Below are 19,941 nucleotides of genomic sequence, written 5' to 3' on the forward strand. Positions count from 1 at the left end.
ATCAGTAGTATTCTATTTTATTTATTTGGTAATGTGCAATGGCGTCGAGGTCCGGCTCTACCCCCAGGCCCGGCCCTTCCGGCAGGTATACAAACGGAGGCTCGAAACGAAGTGGCGTTTGAAGCAAGTCATGCTCCCGGATCATGCGTCCAAAAATGTCCCCCGGCCACGTGCAAGACGATGCAGCAGCAGAACTATGAATATACATGGCTTCCAGTATACCAAGATCGATTTCTGAACCATGCCAGCAAGGTAACCCGGCTGCAGCAGCAATGTGATCCATCCGCTGGAAGTCGGCAAGCCCCGAGTTAAAATTAAATCCGTCGACAGCTTGCAACTGAATTGCGCGAATTGCATCCTGAATTCTCTGGCCCTGGAGGACATAAGGAAGCGAAACATGTAATACGATGGGTATAGAACTGTAAGTCCGCAACGCGGCGTATTCACTGATCTTCCAGCGCGGTATCGGATCTTCGAGACACAAAACGTTCCCGGGTTCCCGCAGGGCATCTATCCTTTTTCGAGTCTCAAAAGCATACTCCCATCGTTCATTGGGATCGAGGATGACCTGCATACCGGGGGCCGCATCCGCAATAGCTTTACACCACCCTACCACATCGTCTTCGAGATCACTTTTAAACTTGATACAATCATATCCCATTTCCTGAAAATACCGAACCAACGGCCCGACTTCTTCGGTCACTCTGTGGCTTGACCAGGCTCCCACTTTCACTTTCTCCCTCAGGGCCCCGCCCAGGAGGTCCACCACCCGCATGTTCCGCATCCTTGCATATGCATCCCATATAGCACATTCAAAACCATCGTACTCCCTGCAAAAAACAAACGGCAGTCTTTGAAGTACAAGACTTTCGATATCGCGATCAACCAGGATCCGGGCTATTTCGGCTACCATAGCCAGGCTGTGGCCCCTGTAAAGTTCCCCCCAACCCATGATGCCCGAGTCCAGCTGCAGTCCGATCAGCATTTTCGGCAATTCATCGAATTGAAAACTCCATCCCTCTTTGGCACCTACCGGGAGTTTATGCAGTGGCTTGCTTACCTGCATGCTATCTATAGAGCCCTCCCTGGCCGGCACAATTACTTCAAAGCAGGAAATCCTTACAACTTTCATATGCGTAGTTAAACTGAGCCTAATAGTTTAATGGTAGTACCGCAATCGATATAAATGGTTTGCCCTGTGATACAGCGGCTATGATCTGAGAGCAGGAAGCCTACAGCATAACCACAATCTTCTGCTTGTATTTTACGATGGATCACCTGTTCCTTGAAGATATATTCTTCCACCCACTGTTCAGGGTTTTCCGTCCAGGATCTGATTAACTCATAATTTTGTTCGGCGTGTACATACCCGGGAGCTATTGCATTTACACGGATGTTCTTCCCGCCTAATTCTACCGCCATTCCCCGGGTGAGGCCTTCCACTGCAGATTTTGCACTGGCATAGATCGCATAGCCGGGAATCGTTGAATGCGCATGTACAGAGGACACATTTACAATGTTTCCTGCAAGCCCGTTTTTTAAAAGCTGGTTTACAAATAATTTGGACACCATCCAAACGCCCCTTACGTCCACACCGTAAAGTTGATCGAATTCCTGCTGATTCGCCTCGTGGGCAGGTTTACTCAATCCAATACCGGCATTATTTACCAGTCCGTCCAGTACGCCATATTCTTTTTCTACAAATGCAAACATATCTTCCACTTCTGTGGGATTACCGATGTCAGCAACAACCGTAAACGCTTTTACATGTTTCTTCCCCGCTGCGTCGGCCATCTCCCGGTTTCGCTCGTTTATTACTACACGGGCGCCGCTTGCAATTAATACATTGCATATCCCTTCGCCCACGCCAAAACCACCTCCGCCCGTCACCAGGATATTTTTTCCTTTCAGGTCCATATTCTAATATATTTATATTGGCGCAATGCGCCCTTTACATGATACCATAAGTTTCAAAAGCCTGTTTTGCACTCATCCCTTCCTGGATCTTTATTTGAACTATTTTTTCTCCTCTCGCCTTTTCGATCGCTAGATTAAATACTTCTTTTACGGCACCGACGGGAACAATACATACCCCATCCATATCCCCGATAACTATATCTCCGGGATTTATTAAAACATCTCCCATCTTAATAGCGACGCGAAAATCAACCACCTTCCCGCGTGGGGCCTGATCCTGCGCATAGTTCCCATAAGAAAAAGTAGGGAAGTCTAGCTTTATGATTCCATTATAATCGCGTGAATAGCCATTTACAACGGCGCCCGCTGCACCAAGCATTTTAGCCCGGGTAGACATCAGCTCACCCCATAATGCGTATGATGGTGACGCGCCGGTACAGATATATACTTCACCTGGGCTTAAATCATCGAGGGCTTGGAGCATAAGGCCGAATTGCATTTTTACTTCCTGGCCTCTCTTATCCGGTTGATTTACACTGATATCTTCTTCCAGCACAGTCATAGCCCTTCCTGCAAGTAGCATGTTCGATTGCAGGGGCTGTATCTGGGGCGGGAGGAATTGATGAAGTAAACCCAGTTTATCCATAACATCGCCAACGACCGCTGTGTACAATTCTTTCCGTACTATACCAAATAATTCTTGGTCAGTTTTCCATAAAGATTTCCTTACCAGTTTCACCTTTCCGCCTGTTTTTTTCATATCGTCAATTTTACCCTCATTTAATTTGCTGGTAAAAATATTTTAAATATACCTCAACCATTCCAATGCATTTACCGAATCCTTAAGGTATTTTAACATACCACATTTTTTGATAATCCAAATATTTTCACAATTATATGCGGCAAATTAGCAGACGAAAAATCTTATCTTGATTTACCTATTTCTTAAGGTATTTTAACATCATACGTACTTTAACAATAAATATGTGTTAATTTAGTTTTAGAAAATAATGTCTCGATGAAACCGCAGTTAATTGATATCCCGCTTGAGAATAAAACTACCATCCGGATAAAAAAGGTAGACCAGTTTCATCTCAACAGCCCCTTTCATTTTCACCAGTTATGCGAATTAGTATGGATTGAAAAAGGATCTGGCAAAAGACTTATTGGTGATCGTGTCGAAAGTTTCTCGGATGGAGATTTGGTACTAATGAGCCCTAACGTACCTCATATTTGGCAGAACGAGGTGGCGGTTTCCGGGAGGAAGGAAAAATGCAAAACAAAAGCCACTGTCGTATATTTTCCACAGGACTTTTTATTAAAACTTTCCGATGAGCCTGCGGTCACACAGCCTGTAGAGCATCTAATTCACAAGGCTTCCAGGGGAATCAGGTTTTTCGGGGACACACATGAAAGCGTCACCCGGATTCTTTCCCAAATTTCGCCGGAAGATGGATTAAAAAAGATTCTTTCCTTCCTTACTGTCGCAGATATTTTATCGGGATCAAAAGAATATGAATATATAGCGAGCGTAGCATATAGAAATTGCAATGATGAGAAGGATATTACGCGCTTCAATGATGTCTACCAGTTCTTAATGCAAAATTTCCGCCGGCAGATTACACTGGAGGAGGTGGCTGCCATTTGTCATATGGCACCCACAGCTTTTTGCCGTTATTTCAAAAGCCGGACAGGAAAAACCTTTACCGGTTTCCTGAATGAAATAAGAATTGGCCATGCTTGTAAATTATTGCAGAACAAGAATAATTCTGTGGCCGATAGTTGTTATAATAGTGGATATAATAACCTGACCAGCTTTAATAAGCTCTTCAAACTGATCAATAAAAAAACGCCCTCCAATTACAGGAAGTATTACAAGGAGTTGGAAGTATAAACGCTACATCCACTGTATTATCCGCTATAGAAAATTCGCATTCAAATTGACAAAAGGCGAAATGTTTACATCCCGGGCTATCCTTTCCCATAAGCTTTTCGCGATTATATTAAATAGCATCCAAAATTACTGAACTTCCTCTTCAGTGATTTTGGTAATAAAAGTGATTGCTAATATGTTATAATAAAATGATAATCCCGGACATAAAGAATTCTTTCTTCTGGTATAACTTTCCATTTCAAAATTCATCAATGAAATTTAAAAAAAGTAGTTTTCTCCAAATTTTATTCACCTGCATTTGCCTGGTTTTTTATAGTAACATTTTTGCGCAATACAAGCCTTCATGGGAATCTCTTGATACCCGGCTGGTGCCGCAATGGTACACCAATGCCAAGTTTGGAATATTTATTCATTGGGGGGTGTATTCTGTTCCGGGATATTCTTCAAAAGGCCAATATGCCGAATGGTATCAAAATGGTTTGAAAAGCGGCGATTCGGCAAGAATAAAATACCAGCACGAAAATTTCGGAGACCGTTCTTATTATGACCTGGTTAAAAATTTTCATGCTGAATTATTTAACCCTGATGCCTGGGCGCAATTAATTGAGAAGTCTGGCGCAAAATATGTTGTGCTTACATCAAAGCATCATGATGGATTCTGTTTGTGGCCCAGTAAAGAGGCCGACAGGGATTGGGGTTTTCCATGGAACGCAGTATCAGCCGGGCCACACAGGGATCTGTTAGGCGATCTTTTTAAAGCCCTTCGTAAAACTTCCGTGCATGCAGGTATGTATTATTCCCTGTATGAATGGTACGACCCTTTATGGTTAAGTAACAGGGATAAATATGTGGGTGAACATATGTGGCCGCAAATGAAAGAACTCATCAATACTTATAAGCCCGATGTTTTCTGGACAGATGGAGATTGGGATGCTCCGCCTTCGATGTGGAAATCACAGGAGTTTCTTGCATGGTTATACAATGACAGCCCGGTTAAAGATAAAATAGTAACCTATGACAGGTGGGGGAGCGGCGTTCGCTTTCATCACGGTGGCGTGTACACGCCGGAATACCAACCGGACCTTGATTTTGAAGATCATCCCTGGGAAGAGAGCCGTGGCATGGGAGCCAGTTACGGATACAATCGTGCAGAAGATGCGTGGGATTATAACTCTGCTCAATCATTGGTTTTGCAGTTAATAGATAAAGTAAGCCGGGGCGGGAATTTTCTGTTGGATATCGGTCCCGATGCACATGGAAAAATCCCCCCTGTGATGCAGGAGCGTTTATTGCAGATTGGTAGCTGGATGGACATTAATTCGGAAGCCATCTACAATACAGAAAGATGGAAAATAGCTTCACAATGGAGTGAAGGTAACAGGAAGTACAAGCCAAAAAAAGGTGACAATGATTTGTTGTTGAAGATCACTGTTGACCCGGATCCTGGCTATGCGGTAAAAGAAATCTTTTATACGTATAAACCAACAACCAATTCATTGTATGCCATTTTCCCCCAATACCCGGATGATAAAAAAATAGTATTAAAAGATATAACCTTACCCGAAAGGACGACTATAAATTTTTTATCAACAAAAGAAAATCTTTCATGGCAACAGCAGGGAAAAGACGTAGTGGTTTCTTTGCCCGGTTATGATCCCAATAAAATCAAAGCGCCTTATGCTTATGTGGTAAAAATATCGAACTACGGAAAATTTGCACATAAGCCGGTTATGGAAGTATCTTATGCAAATAATTCCCTTAAGCCAGTGGTAACTTTTTCCAAATTTGAGGGAAATGAGATACGCTACACTTTGGATGGCAGTGAACCTGATGGCAATTCGCCATTATACACGAAGCCATTTTCACTAAATAAAACGTCACTTGTAAAAGCGATTGCTATGTTCCCAAATGCTTTATCCAGTGATGTTACTTCTACTGACGTAAAATGCTTTCCATGGCTAAAAGCAACTAAAGAAAAAAATTTTAAGGCCGGCATTTCATGGAAATATTATGAACCTGAAGGAACTATCAATTTGGAGTCCATTCAAACTTCACCAGTAAAAAAAGAAGGAGTTGCCGGTAGTATTTCGGAAAAAGTAAAACAGCGTGAGGACAGGTATGCCTTGCAATTTGACGGATATATTAAAATAGAAAAGGAGGCGATTTATGATTTCTTTACTTATTCTGATGACGGCAGTAAATTATTTATAGATAACGAAGAGGTGGTGAACAATGATGGTGAACATGGCGGTATGGAAGCTTCGGGCAGAGCAGCTTTGAAGAAAGGATACCATAAAATAAAGGTTGTTTATTTTGATGCCGGTGGTGGTAATGAGTTGAAAGTTTCCTGGGAGTTACAAGCAGGAGTGAAACAAGAAATTCCCGCAAAAATTTTATTTCACTGATTATTTAAGAATCAGCTATTTTCCCGGAATAGCAGGAAGGTAGATATTGGAAGTTGGATATACTCGTTCCCACTTCAAGACGTTACCGGGGTAACTCTCCAGCTAATGATCTCAACGGTTCATTATTTCCTCTTTGCTGAATTGGGGCTGTTTGCCATGGGAATTCCCATGGCAAACAGCCAGTGAATAATATGGGTATTATGAGAAATCATTACCGCGTGTGGCTTTGATTTTATAATTTGCCGGACCACCTTAGTTGTTGTCATCAATAACTAACGATTTTTCCATCGCAGATATTTTCTACTAACTACCATCGTCGCACAAGTTAGACGGTCGTACACCCTGATGAAAATCTGGAAGCGGGTAATCAGGTTTAGTTATAATGTATTTAAAGAGGGCAGATTATAGCCAGGAGGTGTATACGCATTTCAACAGCGTTTCAGTTACTTTTCTACAGCGGCCAATTGGCCGATCAGTTGTTATATGGTTGTAATAAATGGGCTGAAAAAGAAATATCATTTCCAGTCGAATGTAATTAACGGCTTTTATGACCTAATTTACTTTTCATACCAAAAACAAGCCCAAGCATAATTTACAGGTCCACCAAACCAGTTCCACGACTCCATATCAAAACGTAAAGATTTTTTAAATGGTAATGCATCTAAATTGCGTTCACGCGAATTAATTGTTGTGCCGCCCTTATCGGTTAAGTTTGCATTGCCCATGGGCTGAGAATTAAAAATATGATTAAACGTTTCAGGATGACCCCACGCATAACCGTAATAGTCTTCTGAACCTGTTCCAAAATCATCCGGAAATTTGCTGCCATCAATGTATATTTTCTCGTCTCCTTCTCCCCACCAGCCTCCAACTGACTTATTTACCTGCAGAATATCGCCTACATATACTCCTGCCCTGTTTTCCAAATCGATATAATTAAAATCCGTGCCTTTTTGCGCCACCGTCATATAATTTTGCATCTTCTTAAACATGGCGTGAAAGTACATAGACTTATTGTCCCATTTCCAGTCCCCGCACGCAACCTTTATAAATCCATTAATGCGCTCACTTCCTTGGTTTACAAGACGAATGATGGCGCTATGGTGATAAGGCATTACCCAATAATTCGCCATCGTTCCATCCGTGTCTACTTTGCTGTACCAGTTGGCGGACTCAACAAGCTGATCTCCGCAGCCAAAGAAAAAACCTGCAGGAACATTCACCGTCACCTTGCCGTCAAATTCAATCTGAACAACGAGTTTACTAACTGCGTTATCACGGCTCTTGCCTTGTAAGGATAAAAATATGCTTCTGACAGATCCAGTTCCCTGCAAGTTTATAGATTTTGTCGCTCCCGGGGTCAAATCAAATAACGTTCTTTTTGTTGATTTTTCACCCCCAACAGCGGCAGTTTTTGCTGACTTTGCCATAAAATTATTAAAGACTTCATTGGTCCAATGCAGCAGGGATGCACACTTCCGTGGAGTTTGGGCCGAAAAGCTCGTAACGTTCACATCACTGTTGTAGATCCTGTAATCGATATTGTACCAAAACCCGCTATCGGCTTCGCCGGGGGCTTTATCATACGTCACCTTAATATGATGTTTAAAAGGGATAGGCGCATATAAATTATGACCGGGTTGAGCTCCCGGATTGATTGTCAGGTAATCCTGGTCAACAGATCTTTGTGATAATGGTGCCCCAATTTCCGTGTTTTGTCCAATAAGGGCTCCTGTATGATCAGCCTCCCAAAACGGGGTGCGCTGTCCGTCTATATAGAACCTTAAATGAGCTTTTTGATTGGGATGACCTGCCACCCAGAAATGAGTAATGACACCGGGCCCCTCTGCGTCCATTAACACATATTCAATGACGCCGTTGTTAATTTCTTTACGGATATAATTATCCCAATCTTTATTAGCAAACCATCCGGGTTTATTCCTGGCTATCGAACTCCGGTCGTAACTGCTTACATGATGCAAGGTCCATGATCCGGCAGGATATTTAGCCAGGTCTGCCCTGTTTAACATTTCGCCGAGTAAATACCTGAAATCGATTACAGGGTATTTGGGGTTTACCCTGTTTTGAGCTTTTACTATAAAAAGATTGAAGCATATACCAATTAACGTAGCGCATAAGAATTTAATGACTCTCATATTTTCGGGTTATTTTCCTTTTTCATGATCTCTATTTACCGGAATTCACTATTATTAAATATCCCTTTTTACCCGGGATCTGCAGCAGATCCAAAGTACTTAATTGCATGGCGGTTTGGTAGCCTTCTATCTCCGGTATAAAAAAGCTGCAAGATGACTTGTTATACCCCAACTTTTGAAAGTTTATATCCAACGAACACTTTTGGTCGGTGCTGCCAAAATTTGCTACCGAAATAATCGATTGTTTGGTACCCTTATAAACTGTGACCTTGATAGAATCATTATCCACCGTTACCGGGTTATCATCATCCCAATACCCGATCATGCTTTTATCTTTAATATCATATTCATCCCAGAAATGCCAGATATGATCAGGCGAGTTGCCGGTCCAACCTCCACGGTTTGTCATACCATATACCATTCCTCGCCATGGATTGCCGCCATCCTGCAGCATCTGGCTGGGTATGCCGAAAGGAATGCCCGAAATTTCTGTTAGCCAGTAATCCGGCGGTGTATCATAGTTTCTGGCTTCCCCGATCCATAACTGATCAATGTAAGGAAATAAGTCCATGTAAAGGTTCAGGCAACTTGCCCACCCGGCGTATTCATTGAAATGATTCCAGCTATGCATATCGATATTTGCATGTTCACGGTTATTATCCAAAATCTTTCTTACACGTCGGATAGTAATGCGATCCATGGAGCAATCATCAATGTAAATCCCGTCTATATTCAGGTGATGTACCATCCAGTCTAAGCCTGACACATAAAAATTATTCAACCTGCTATCTGGTGTAGTAATTACAGATAGGTCTTGCTTGCCGGCATATTTTCCCTCCGAAAAATGAGATACCCACGCCGGAATATATTTTCTTCCACGAAGGTTTTCCCGCAACCACGGGTCCGGGCCATCGGGGTCAGTCACCGTTTTTGCCGCAATACCCGGACCCGGATAAATTATTTCACCGTTCAGGCTTAAAAAAGGCCATAATTCAGGCAGGTTGATCGTTAGTTCACGCGTGGTGTAATATACTTTTACCCGCTTATGATCCTGGTGACCGTCTGCTATGGCACTTTTTAAGCTTGCTATGTTGTCATCAGAATAAGGATAATTGATATAAGGATATATATCGTTTCCCTGGTGCACGTTGACGATATTTGCGCCTAATGAATCAGCAACCTTTAGAAACTGCTGGCTGGAATTCTTGCCCGACTGGTAATAACGGGCCCCAAACTGAACTGATTTATTGATCGTTTTGAATGGAGTTATCAGTAATTCAAAATCATAATGTTGTTCTTCGCCGGCTTCCATGCTTCGGCTGCCGGAGTAAGCGTTTACCACCACATCATCGTTTTGTTCAGCTACGGTAACACCCCCTTTCCCTTCATTTCCCCATGAAGGAGGAAGATTCAGTTTACCAAAAGCATAATATACGTTTACCAGTGGCGCCACATAATTTTCTGCTTTCCACTTCATTCTCAAACCACCGTTGACGGCTCCCAGCCACAATGCATCCTGGTTTTTAGTAGTGTCCCATTTCCAATCCCACGCAGCGGGTCGCAATCCGCCCGGCCGGTTCAATCCCATCATGTAAACCGCTTTATTTTTGTCCATATTCACTTCCATGCGGATATCTTTTATTGACAGTGCCTTTTTTGCTTTTACCGTCAGCTGGTAATTCACAAATCCATCGAACTCCAGCCTCCCGTTGCAAATAACATTACAGGCTTCCGATGTGCTGGTAGTTTTCCAGGTGATAAATGACGGGGATTGGGCAGTAAATTGCGTTTTGCCGGGTTGTAGGTGGATGACGGACCCGTCCGTCTCTTCGATAATAAAATGAAAAGGGGAATCTATGACCGGTTCGCCGTTTTTTCCAATGGCCTGGTTGGACACGGTAAAATAGCTCGTTATTTTCGCTGGCAATCCATCGTTACCTATTTCCATCGTACGCCCCAGAATTTTCATAACATTACCTGCCCGTTTGATAGCCGTATAACCCTTTGTAATATTGTTATTGATTCCATCTGCAGCATTAAGCCATGCGAGACGGGACAATCTTCTTCCTTCATCAAACCCATGATCTGCTACTACTTTTCCACTTACCGCTAGCTGAATTTTTATGGTGCTTGAAACACCGTTGGCCGCAATAGTAACGGCGCCCTCATATTTCCCTTTTGCAGACTCAGGCACATTTATCCCCATCCACAATGCCTGCACCTGACCCGAAGGCAGGTTAATTTGATTCGTAAATGGATACCCCTGGTAGTTGACCCCACCTTTATTAAAACAGGTCATTTCTTTGGATGAGATGGTTTCCCCCTGATCATTTCTCAAATTGGAAAATTGAATTTGTGCATTGTTCATATCATTTTCAATTGGCCAGACGCCGAGCTGAAACACAAAATATTCCCCTGGCTGCGCATGCAAAATAAACGGGCGTGAACGATAATCATTTTCAAGCCAGCTTACCTGTAAGGAGTCTGACCAATGAATGGGAAATTCTCTTACCTCCGGAAAAACAATAAACTCTTTTCCCTTTAAGAGGTCGTTGTATTGGTTTACGGCAGACTGGGTAGAAATATAATTACTGGTTGTCAGCTGTGCATCCGTATCTATACAAAGAATAAACAATAGCGAAAAACAAAGAATTTTCATACAAATTTTACTTTATTAGAAATGAAGGTTAAACATTCATATATCGGCCAGGGAAGTGTTTTATTTATGTGTCCCGGTAATATTTATTAAAATTTTCGCTCTGTTCATTTGAAATCAGGGCCATATGCATTTTATTGCTGCCCGCTGCCCGGAATCACCTGCCCGCCTGTTAACTGCCGTTCCTGTTGATCAATGGATGAAAGCGACATCAGCCTTTCCTTTATCTTTTCCCGGTGCTGCTTACTGTTACTTGTCTCGCCCGGCCGGCTATACCAATAGGTTATCATTGAATAGGACAACAAATCATAAGAATGCCTGATATCTACACCAGGAGAAGCTTCCATGTCAAACCTGAGTTCATCTTCAAAAGGAATAGCATCCAGCATTCGGTTCCTCACGCAAATATTATAGCCCCTCGGGTTATCCGTGTTCCCATTGCGCACGTTCGACCCAAAGGGTAAGGAAAAGGTATCTTTTCCACTGGGTACCAGGCCACCAGCCCATCCATAGTAATCTTCAGTACCCGTCCCAAACAGAGAAGGGAAGTGGTGTTGCACATCCGCTTTACTAGTATAGATCTTTTCATCCCCTTCCCCCCACCATCCTTTGCTGGGTGAAAGAACTGTCAGCGCGTCGCCGGCTATTACTCCCTTACCGGTTATATGAACAAAATTCAAATCAGAAAATTTATTGCCCGGTAACGCTCCGTAATTGCACCAGGTGGTATGAAAATACATAGATCGGTTATCCCATTTCCAGGGGCTTGTTTGAACGCTCCATTTAAATCGCAGGGAACGGCCTGAATAATTTACCAGTTGAATTTCAGCATGAGACCGGTAAGGCATAACCCAACGGGAAATCAGTATGTTTCCGTTTTTGACTTCGATGAATTTTGTCCGGAAATTGTTGACCTGGTCCGGACTGCAAAAGAAATCACCTAAAGGACACCATACATTATCGTGTCCATCGAAAGTTATCTTTACTAATATATTCCGGAGGTCACCCCAGGCAAGATGCGTATCTACCTTGATTTGAATATAGCGGATAGCTCGACTGCCGGACGGAAGCGATATCTGCGCTGAATCTTTTAGCAGTAGTGTTGTTGGTTTACCCGGAACGATCCCGCCGGTGACCTTTGGAGTCCGCAGGAGGGCAACAGCTGTCTTATTCATTACATATTTTGCCTGCTCCAATTCATCCATGGAAAATGATCGAACTTTTGAACCTGATGGATATGCCCGGTAACTAATGCAATAGTAAAATGGCTTTTCATCGAGCGTTACCTTGCAGCTTTTTGAAAATGGGATCGGCAAATACATGAGTCCTGCGCGGGTGGTGAGATTAGCAAAAGGAGGGCGAACAAAGGAATTTCCGGTGAGCAGTTTGATGAAGTTGCCGGTCAAAGCCGGTTGCTCCTTCCCGTCAATATAAATCCGGATGGCCGGCCCCTCATGATTTTCCAGGCTGTAGTAAAAATAAGGTGTCCACATACGCGTAATGCAGCCTGGACCTTCATGCTCCATGATCACATATTCTTTTCTGCCTTCCGTTGTATCTTCCCTGATATATCCTGTGCCGTCGCCGTCTGCAAACCATCCCGGCTTATCGGGACTCACAGATGCGCGGTTATAACTACTTGCCTGTAGTGTTTGATAGACCGGATCGGGAAAACGGGCCAGCTGCGCATCTTGTGTCATTTCAAATAATAGCGACTTAAAGCTAACCGGTTGATGCTGGGCTTTGGCTTGAAATTCAAGTACGCCTGGCAGGCAAAATAGCAGGCAAATTATTTTTCTCATTTTATTTGGTTATTTATTATAGGTTCGCTTCATCCAGTGATACCCCTAATAATCGTTTTGCGACTTCATTTAATTCGTTCTTCTTCCCCTGGAAATGAAAGATGTACTGGGTATGGGTCAGGGATTGGTTTTTCCGCAGGGCAATTGCCGGCGAGGAAGTTTCCATTTCGTAAAAAGTACCCAGCTGGCTGCCCAAGTCATTAGGCCCGTCATTATAAGAATTAACCACATCTCCTTTGTAAGGAAATTGCTGGTGTTCCCAGGTGGAGTTAACATAATCACTGTCGCCATTATAATCAAATTTAATGATTGTCAGCACGTTTCCCGACGCATCGTAATCACCTAAAAGTTGTTTAACTATGGAAGGAGGAACACCGATCTTGCTCCTGTATTTTGCATCTGTTTTAAAAAATAAAAAGCTGTCTTTTTTAACAAGCCTTTCTGCCGGAACTTTTCCAAAATAAGTGCTGTTTATTTTTGAGGCGCCGCCGTTCCTGAAAGGAATCATTACCGTGTTTTGCGGGGATGCCTTTAACATACTGGACAACCAAATAGAAAGCACACCCTGTGGTTTAAGCCAGGCGTTTTTGCCGGCATTGGTAATCGTGTTTATTGTTTGATAGCCTACCCAGCTGACGCCTGGTATCGGGGTATGCAATACGGCTACCGCTTCACTGGCAGACAGTAGCTTAATCCGGCGGTCTACTCTCACCCGGAACATAGTTCCCGCATAATTTTCAAGGTCAAATGACCGGGTAAAGGAGGCGGTCGTGGAATCTTTTTTTACCAGTTCAAAACCAGCCGTATCAATAATTGCAGGGGTCTGCCAATGCTTCAAATCAAAAGGATCTCCTGGTTTGAAGAACAAAGCATATTGCCCACCTTCTGGTCCCATCCAGAAACGTTCTTCACCGCCGTAGGCGTTAATATGCGGCATATATTTCCCGGAATTTATTAAGGCGTAGTTAATCCATCCAAAGCTATAGCCCGTATCTCCCCCACAAGTGCTGGTCATCACGCGGGCCTGGTAGCCGGGCGCAATCAATACCTTTGAATTTCCATTCGTCAATTCTACCATTGCCTGGTGCTTCTCCAGAAAATGCCGATCGTCCCCGTATGCATTGCCTGCACTGTCGCGGCCTGATATTTCATGCGGCTGTTTTACAATCTTTGAATGGCAGGAAGAGATTATAAGAAAAGCAATCAATAACAAGCCTGTGTTTTTTTTCATAAAATATATCATTTATTTATATGTTGAACCCTATGGGTAGGCCGCGGATATCCTGGTTTAAAAGAGGCCAGATTCTTTTCGGTGATTTGACAAACGGTTGTCCGTTTCAATTTGCGGACGGCGTCTTCAAACACCCGTTTTAAAAGCAGGGGCTGCGTTTGAACCCTTGCGTTTACCATCAGGGTAACCTGGTGTGTATTAGCCATTTCCTTATGAGACTGCTTTTTGAATGGCTGCCCCGGGGTATAACTTATTTTTTTATACCAATCGCCGTCACTGATCAAAAACTTCAGATGCCCTATGGGATACTTCAACTGATCCAATGCTGTACGGATCAGTTTGATTAAAATCAACCCTAGGACTGCGGCCTTTTTATCGGAAGTACGAATATCAACTGTCGCATCGAGCCATGCCAATAAACCTTCGCCTGATGCGTATTTTTCATAGTCAAGCTGAAGCGTGGCTTTTAAATCAGGAAGTGTTGGAAAATTCAAGAGCATTGTCAACCAGGGTAAGACACCCTCCTTTGTTAGCGAATGCTGATACAATATTTTTTTGCCGGGAAATTCTCTTTCAATTAATGATTTTGCTTTCTTTAACTGTCTGTCACTAAGCAAGTCCGTTTTATTTACGACAAGAATATCAGCCTCTTCCAATTGCTTTTGATAAATGTAGTTCATATCGCGATGGAACACTTTTTTATGGTTTTGAAGGTAGATGGCCAACACCCGTATATCTGCAAAAACGGACAAACTAATATCCAACGGGTTTTCGAGCTGCAGGAGGGGATTTACAACTGTTGCAGCAAGGTCTGTGCAGGATCCAACGGATTCAGCAAAAATAATATCAACCCCTGCGTTAGCGTCTCGCAATTTGCCGATACGGTCAAGCAACTCGCCGAAATTACAGCAAAAACATGCTCCGGATACTTCCTCCGCAGCGACATGGTTCATGCGAAAAAGAGCGGTATCTACTAATGTGTCGCCCTGGTCGTTGGTTACAATACCTGCCTTTTTACCCTCTTCCTGAAGACCCATTGCAGCCTGGAGGATCGCCGTCGTTTTACCACTTCCCAGGAAGCCGCCAACCAGGAATAATTTCATCAAAAGAAGTTTTAATTTTCATAAAAAATCGGCATGGAAAAGCGTCATAGATTCACCGTTAAGTACTGGCCATTATATATCGTTTCGGAATCGTCCAGCAGGATTTCGCAAACCGTTTCGTATTGAGTTATTGTACAGGACAATCGCCTGTTATTTAACATCACTGTTGCCGACCGGACCTTGTGATTTATATCCGGCTCAACACATATCTTTTTTACTTTTAGTTTACCATATTTAACTTCCAGTTTCGCCGAAAATTGACCGCGATCCCTTCGCTGGGAGTAAGAGCCCCAGGATTCGGCAGTCGTAAATGCCGATCTAAATTCTTCCGGGCTAAGTTTTGGGGCAAATCCGATAAATCCTTTTGGCCCATGACAGGTAAATCCACAGATATTTATGAACGATCCATAACTGGCCATGGCTCGTGCGTAGTGATCACTGCACTCGATCTCGTTATAGGGGTTCCGGCGGGCTGCATGATACCTGTCATGAATGGTCCGGGTTATTACCAGGCCTTCTTTCACCATACCTTCCGCTATCATATGGGAAGCAACCTGGTGTTCGAACCCCGTCATGCATTCATTAAAATAGCCCACCTGCCAGGAGATGTCATCTCCAAACGGATCGGTTGCGTGATGAGGATTTGTATCCATTAGCATTCCACCCTCACCTGCCAGGGCATAAGGACGTCCGCCTTTATGGTCGCGTATGTACGGCCCGACGTCCGGCGTATAGTTATATTTCCACAAAGCTCCGAGCGCAGACATCGTCTTTTGCTTCTCCAGGATGCGCCCCAGGCCAACCTGCCATGCCCACGACTGACCAAATACCTGGTCTATCTCGCAGGTTTTATACGAGCCCAAAGGTCTTTTAGGCAACGAAGGGTCCGGTAGCTGAATAAAAAATTCCCCGTTGAATAATTGATTTTCCAGGTTTTTCTTCCCAATTGCAAAGCGTTCTTTACAAAGTGTGGCAAAGGTTATATCTCCCATTTCCCTTGCCATCTCCTCCCCTGCACGCCAGGCTGCCAGGCATAGACTGCTGATCCAGGCTATTTCTCCAAACCAGGCCGCGTCCAGGGTATTGGGTTGGGAGCCATCTACGAGGCCGTCATTATTACTATCATGATCCAGCAGGTATTGAATTGCTTTTCGAATGCGGGCCCAGTTGCGTTGCAAAAATGAATGATCAGCCGACATCTGGTGTTCCCTGTAAATGCGTAAAATCGTCCCTGCCTGTCCATCTATAGCCGCCCCGGTTCCTTCTCCCCGGTAGCCTATCATTCCTGTTTTTTGATCAAAAGCGAGATTAAGGTCAACCCTTTCCCGGGTATCCCGTTCCAAAGAGGGAAAAATCCTGGACATCGCCTGAGCATACTGCCATACATGCGTACAGGTGCCCTCGCAACATCCTACTCCCTCCCATCCCCAGAACCGGCCTGTACCGAAACGATGACTGGTGGAGGTAGCTAAAGTGGTAATATTAGCAAAAGACCTGTCTAAAAACCAATAAGGCAGGGAGGAATCATACCAGGTATCGCGCCAGGCATGTGTAAGGGAACTCAATCGCTCAAAATCCAATGCAACATACCGGACTACATCCGAAGCATCTTTAAAACGCCGCGTATAATAATTTCCTTCCGCGGCATCCTTTACTTTTAATTCGGTGAAAGGAAAATGCCAGCTAATAAAGAAATTACAGTTAGCCATTGCACCTGGACCCAAATCAATTTTTTTTCTTACTCCGCCAATCAACAAATTTTTCGCTGGAACTGCGGCCACAGCATCCCCAGGTCCAGACTTAAATAATATTTCGGGACACTCTTCTGCATCCAGATTTACAAAGCTTTTCGTGTCCGTTCCAAGTGCGGCAATACACATCGTACCATATTCAGGCATTTTGGAAAATTTCTCGTCCGATGGCTCAAAACTGCAAAGTACGCCTGACGCATTATCAACTTGTATCCTTTTATTGATCCGTCTTCCTCCTTCGTCTTTGTGTAAAAGAGAGGCATTTTCCAACACACCCCCAACAACTACTTCCAGGCGTCGGTCAGTTTTATTTTTTATATTAAAAGAAAGAATGGTAACTGGTATTCCCGAATCGTCTTCCTGCAAGGGGATAAAAGGAGAGTAAACTTCCAGCACCACAGATACTGGCAGATCATCAGCTTCATAAGTTACGGTACCTATCGGATAAGTCCCTGCAAAAATAACTTCAGTAAAATCCTCTGCTTTTAAACTTCGGGAAATCGTGTTATTCCCATCACTCACCTTAATAACAAACTCCTGGTAAAACGGAGAGTTCGGAAGATTCGGTTGTACGTAGGCTGCGCCGCTGGTAGAGCCAATTTTTTCTCCCTCAAATTCTAATGTCTTGGGTATAATCCCCTGCGGATTGCGGTTAAAAACATCCCATAGCCAAAGTCTGCCATCACCCCCGAGGTATACTGTGCCGGTTGTAATACCTCCAACAGGCATACCAATATACTTTAATTCATCCTTTGATTTCCGGTATAAAGTTGGCTGCCCCCTTTCCATAATAGAGCTGATCCAGCCCGGATTAAGATGCTTATCTGCAGGAGCCACCCCGCCCTTGAATTCGGATGGGTGAAATGGGCCGGCAATTGCAGGGAGACGGAGACAATAAAATCCCGCAGTAAACAGCCCCGATGATTTTAAAAATTTACGTCTTTGCATTTGAATGGAGCTTTATGTCGATTTTGTTCTATCGAGAAAAATAATTCCCTCGCGGGTAAGAGTGATCGCCTAACCCTGGACAAATTTAACCCTTACCTATCCGGGTTAAATCAGCAGATTAGCATTTTATTCAATTATTTTAGCAAACGAGTTTCTTTGTTTGTTTTCCGCACATTCTTTTACAAGCTGACAAGGATTATACCGTTAGCATAATCCTTGTCAATCATTGTAAATGTCGGGCAGTAATCCCTTTCAAACTCCACTATAACCTGATAGTTACATGCTATCGTTCTTAAAATATCATCGAAAAGACTTTTATTGCAGCGGATCAAAATTACCACCCCAGGTATTGTTTTGCTCAATTTTGCTATTGCGGTCTAAAATCGGTTTAGGAATGCCAAAGAAGGAATATTTGTCTTCACCCAGCATTACAACCGGGTTGTAATCCTGCATGACTGTCGCTGTAAACTGGTTCCAAATAGTATTAATATCAGTTAGACCTGAAGGCCTTGATGCGGTTGTCCCATTCCATTCGATTCTTAACCCATGTAGGTAGTGATCCTTCAAATTATTGAGCGTTGACGAGTAGATGCGCCATCTGCGCAAATCCCAGAATCGCAGTCCTTCAAAAGCGAACTCAACAAATCTTTCATCCATTATAGCCTGCCTGACTTCCGGAACCGATGTAGCTGTAATACCGTAATTTCCATTAAGACCTGCATCAATGCCAGCCCTCTGCCGGATTTTATAAAGCGCAGAAAGAGCCTCCGCCGTATTGCCAATTTCATTAGCAGCCTCGGCCATATTCATAAGCACTTCTGCATACCTGATTTCAATCCAGTCAATTTGTCCATCTTCTACGTTATCTCTTGTTATGGACTGATCAAGCATTTTTGCAGGATAAAAGCCGGAATAGGAATATAAATTCTCGCTGTTATCGGCACGTGCTTCTTTTCCGTTAATACCGGTAGAAGGATCACCATCAGCATCATAATAATATGACCACATATTCGTTACCCCAAACATCGGAGCAATATAAGGAGCAGCGCCATTATATGCAATTGAAGCATAAAAACGCTGATCCCTGTTTTGATAGAGGGTTCTATAATCCATGGTATTTGGATCGTATTTAGAACCATCTTTCATAGGATATGCATTTACCAATTCGAGCGAAGGGACGTTTCCCCCTACAGCATCTCTTGAGTAAAGAAGGGGGCGCATGGCTGCCTGGGAATATCCGTCTGTGTAATCCGGATATTGGTGCATTTTTACCATAATCACTTCCTCGTTCATTTTTTTAGTCCATATATCTTTATAATTACTGAGCAGTCCTTTCCCCATTGAATTTAAAAAATCCAGCGCGGCTTTATTGGCATTATATGCGTCGGTCCAGCGCGAGATATCGTTATTACGGTTGAACTGTGGACTGGCCCAATACAAAAGCACCCTGCCTTTGAATGACATCGCAACACACTTATCAATACGTCCCACACTACTCATGTCTTCTACCAATGGAATGGCATCATTAAGATCCTTGATAATCTGGGCGATACATTCGGTGGTTTTATTACGGGGAACAAAAACGGAATCGGTGATTGCCTGGGGTTTTAAAATTAAAGGCACCCCACCATAGGCTTTAACCATTCTGAAGTAAGCCCAGGCCCGCCAGAATAAAGCCTGTCCCTTCAATCTATTTTTTGTGGCCACATCAAATGTTGCATTGTCAATTCCTGCAAGGAAGATATTTATGTTCCTGATAATATTGTAGGGCCAGTCATAGTAGGTATCTGCGGTTAAAGTACCTTTAAGATAATCGGTAAGTCCACCGCCGTAATCGGTATTAGCCCCCATTGTTTCTTCTGTATAGCGGGGAACCACAAAATGATCGGGCATAAGGTTCGCGTACATATCATTTACATAAGCCTCCGCCACATTGGGATTCGACCAGACCTCATCACTGTTTATCGCTGCTAAGTTCTTTTTATCAAGGGGCTTGCTGCATCCTACAATAAACAGCAGCATCAATACACTACCCGTTAATATTAATCTCTTTATTGCTTTCATTTTTTTGTTTTTAT

General features: G+C 43.3%; 13 protein-coding genes. 2 read left to right on the forward strand and 11 right to left on the reverse strand.

What is annotated here, in order from left to right:
• Position 1: 1 nt before the first annotated feature.
• Genes FW778_RS22670 through FW778_RS22680 form a run of 3 tightly spaced genes read right to left on the reverse strand, consistent with a single transcriptional unit; the run spans position 2 to position 2,677 of the window.
• Entirely contained in the window at positions 2-1,132 is a 1,131-nt protein-coding gene (locus FW778_RS22670) for a mandelate racemase/muconate lactonizing enzyme family protein (RefSeq protein ID WP_150417207.1), read from the reverse strand.
• Positions 1,133-1,140: 8 nt separating this feature from the next.
• The gene (locus FW778_RS22675; protein ID WP_150417208.1) at positions 1,141-1,917 is read right to left on the reverse strand and encodes an SDR family NAD(P)-dependent oxidoreductase; all 777 of its coding nucleotides are present in this window, start codon (positions 1,915-1,917) and stop codon (positions 1,141-1,143) included.
• 34 nt (positions 1,918-1,951) lie between these two features.
• Positions 1,952-2,677, reverse strand: coding sequence for an RraA family protein (locus FW778_RS22680; protein ID WP_150417209.1), 726 nt, complete (start codon positions 2,675-2,677; stop codon positions 1,952-1,954).
• Between the two features lie 258 nt (positions 2,678-2,935).
• Between FW778_RS22680 and FW778_RS22685 the strand changes: the two genes are divergently transcribed.
• Together FW778_RS22685 and FW778_RS22690 are read left to right on the forward strand one after the other, a co-directional pair.
• Entirely contained in the window at positions 2,936-3,811 is an 876-nt protein-coding gene (locus FW778_RS22685; RefSeq protein WP_150417210.1) for an AraC family transcriptional regulator, read from the forward strand.
• 251 nt (positions 3,812-4,062) lie between these two features.
• Positions 4,063-6,216 (forward strand): alpha-L-fucosidase, encoded by a 2,154-nt coding sequence (locus FW778_RS22690; protein WP_150417211.1) that lies wholly within the window; start codon positions 4,063-4,065, stop codon positions 6,214-6,216.
• A 122-nt stretch (positions 6,217-6,338) separates the two neighbouring features.
• On the opposite strand, the gene FW778_RS23365 is transcribed toward FW778_RS22690, so the two are convergent.
• The 8 genes from FW778_RS23365 to FW778_RS22725 all read right to left on the reverse strand — a co-directional run bounded on the left by FW778_RS23365 (position 6,339) and on the right by FW778_RS22725 (position 19,927).
• Positions 6,339-6,482, reverse strand: a complete 144-nt coding sequence (locus tag FW778_RS23365; protein WP_202552448.1) for a hypothetical protein — start codon at positions 6,480-6,482, stop codon at positions 6,339-6,341.
• A gap of 291 nt (positions 6,483-6,773) precedes the next feature.
• Positions 6,774-8,372 carry a glycoside hydrolase family 172 protein gene (locus tag FW778_RS22695; protein WP_150417212.1) on the reverse strand — a complete coding sequence of 533 codons (1,599 nt, stop codon included), beginning with the start codon at positions 8,370-8,372 and terminating at the stop codon, positions 6,774-6,776.
• Positions 8,373-8,403: 31 nt separating this feature from the next.
• Complete coding sequence (locus FW778_RS22700; RefSeq protein ID WP_150417213.1) at positions 8,404-11,031, reverse strand: glycoside hydrolase domain-containing protein; 2,628 nt, start codon at positions 11,029-11,031, stop codon at positions 8,404-8,406.
• Between the two features lie 131 nt (positions 11,032-11,162).
• The gene (locus FW778_RS22705; RefSeq protein WP_150417214.1) at positions 11,163-12,830 is read right to left on the reverse strand and encodes a glycoside hydrolase family 172 protein; all 1,668 of its coding nucleotides are present in this window, start codon (positions 12,828-12,830) and stop codon (positions 11,163-11,165) included.
• Between the two features lie 16 nt (positions 12,831-12,846).
• Positions 12,847-14,061: a DUF6786 family protein gene (locus FW778_RS22710; protein WP_150417215.1), complete on the reverse strand. Its 1,215-nt coding sequence runs from the start codon at positions 14,059-14,061 to the stop codon at positions 12,847-12,849.
• An 8-nt stretch (positions 14,062-14,069) separates the two neighbouring features.
• Positions 14,070-15,164, reverse strand: a complete 1,095-nt coding sequence (locus FW778_RS22715; RefSeq protein ID WP_150417216.1) for a GTP-binding protein — start codon at positions 15,162-15,164, stop codon at positions 14,070-14,072.
• 44 nt (positions 15,165-15,208) lie between these two features.
• Positions 15,209-17,863, reverse strand: coding sequence for a GH116 family glycosyl-hydrolase (locus FW778_RS22720; RefSeq protein WP_150417217.1), 2,655 nt, complete (start codon positions 17,861-17,863; stop codon positions 15,209-15,211).
• Positions 17,864-18,178: 315 nt separating this feature from the next.
• Entirely contained in the window at positions 18,179-19,927 is a 1,749-nt protein-coding gene (locus tag FW778_RS22725) for a RagB/SusD family nutrient uptake outer membrane protein (protein ID WP_150417218.1), read from the reverse strand.
• Between the last annotated feature and the right edge of the window lie 14 nt (positions 19,928-19,941).

Origin of the sequence: Ginsengibacter hankyongi, assembly GCF_008710285.1 — a bacterium.
Lineage (GTDB): Bacteria > Bacteroidota > Bacteroidia > Chitinophagales > Chitinophagaceae > Ginsengibacter > Ginsengibacter hankyongi.

Excerpts from the sequence above, each read along its gene's own strand:
- FW778_RS22670 (WP_150417207.1), bottom strand. The coding sequence starts at position 1,132 with ATGAAAGTTGTAAGGATTTCCTGCTTTGAAGTAATTGTGCCGGCCAGG.
- FW778_RS22675 (WP_150417208.1), bottom strand. The coding sequence starts at position 1,917 with ATGGACCTGAAAGGAAAAAATATCCTGGTGACGGGCGGAGGTGGTTTT.
- FW778_RS22680 (WP_150417209.1), bottom strand. The coding sequence starts at position 2,677 with ATGAAAAAAACAGGCGGAAAGGTGAAACTGGTAAGGAAATCTTTATGG.
- FW778_RS22685 (WP_150417210.1), top strand. The coding sequence starts at position 2,936 with ATGAAACCGCAGTTAATTGATATCCCGCTTGAGAATAAAACTACCATC.
- FW778_RS22690 (WP_150417211.1), top strand. The coding sequence starts at position 4,063 with ATGAAATTTAAAAAAAGTAGTTTTCTCCAAATTTTATTCACCTGCATT.
- FW778_RS23365 (WP_202552448.1), bottom strand. The coding sequence starts at position 6,482 with ATGACAACAACTAAGGTGGTCCGGCAAATTATAAAATCAAAGCCACAC.
- FW778_RS22695 (WP_150417212.1), bottom strand. The coding sequence starts at position 8,372 with ATGAGAGTCATTAAATTCTTATGCGCTACGTTAATTGGTATATGCTTC.
- FW778_RS22700 (WP_150417213.1), bottom strand. The coding sequence starts at position 11,031 with ATGAAAATTCTTTGTTTTTCGCTATTGTTTATTCTTTGTATAGATACG.
- FW778_RS22705 (WP_150417214.1), bottom strand. The coding sequence starts at position 12,830 with ATGAGAAAAATAATTTGCCTGCTATTTTGCCTGCCAGGCGTACTTGAA.
- FW778_RS22710 (WP_150417215.1), bottom strand. The coding sequence starts at position 14,061 with ATGAAAAAAAACACAGGCTTGTTATTGATTGCTTTTCTTATAATCTCT.
- FW778_RS22715 (WP_150417216.1), bottom strand. The coding sequence starts at position 15,164 with ATGAAATTATTCCTGGTTGGCGGCTTCCTGGGAAGTGGTAAAACGACG.
- FW778_RS22720 (WP_150417217.1), bottom strand. The coding sequence starts at position 17,863 with ATGCAAAGACGTAAATTTTTAAAATCATCGGGGCTGTTTACTGCGGGA.
- FW778_RS22725 (WP_150417218.1), bottom strand. The coding sequence starts at position 19,927 with ATGAAAGCAATAAAGAGATTAATATTAACGGGTAGTGTATTGATGCTG.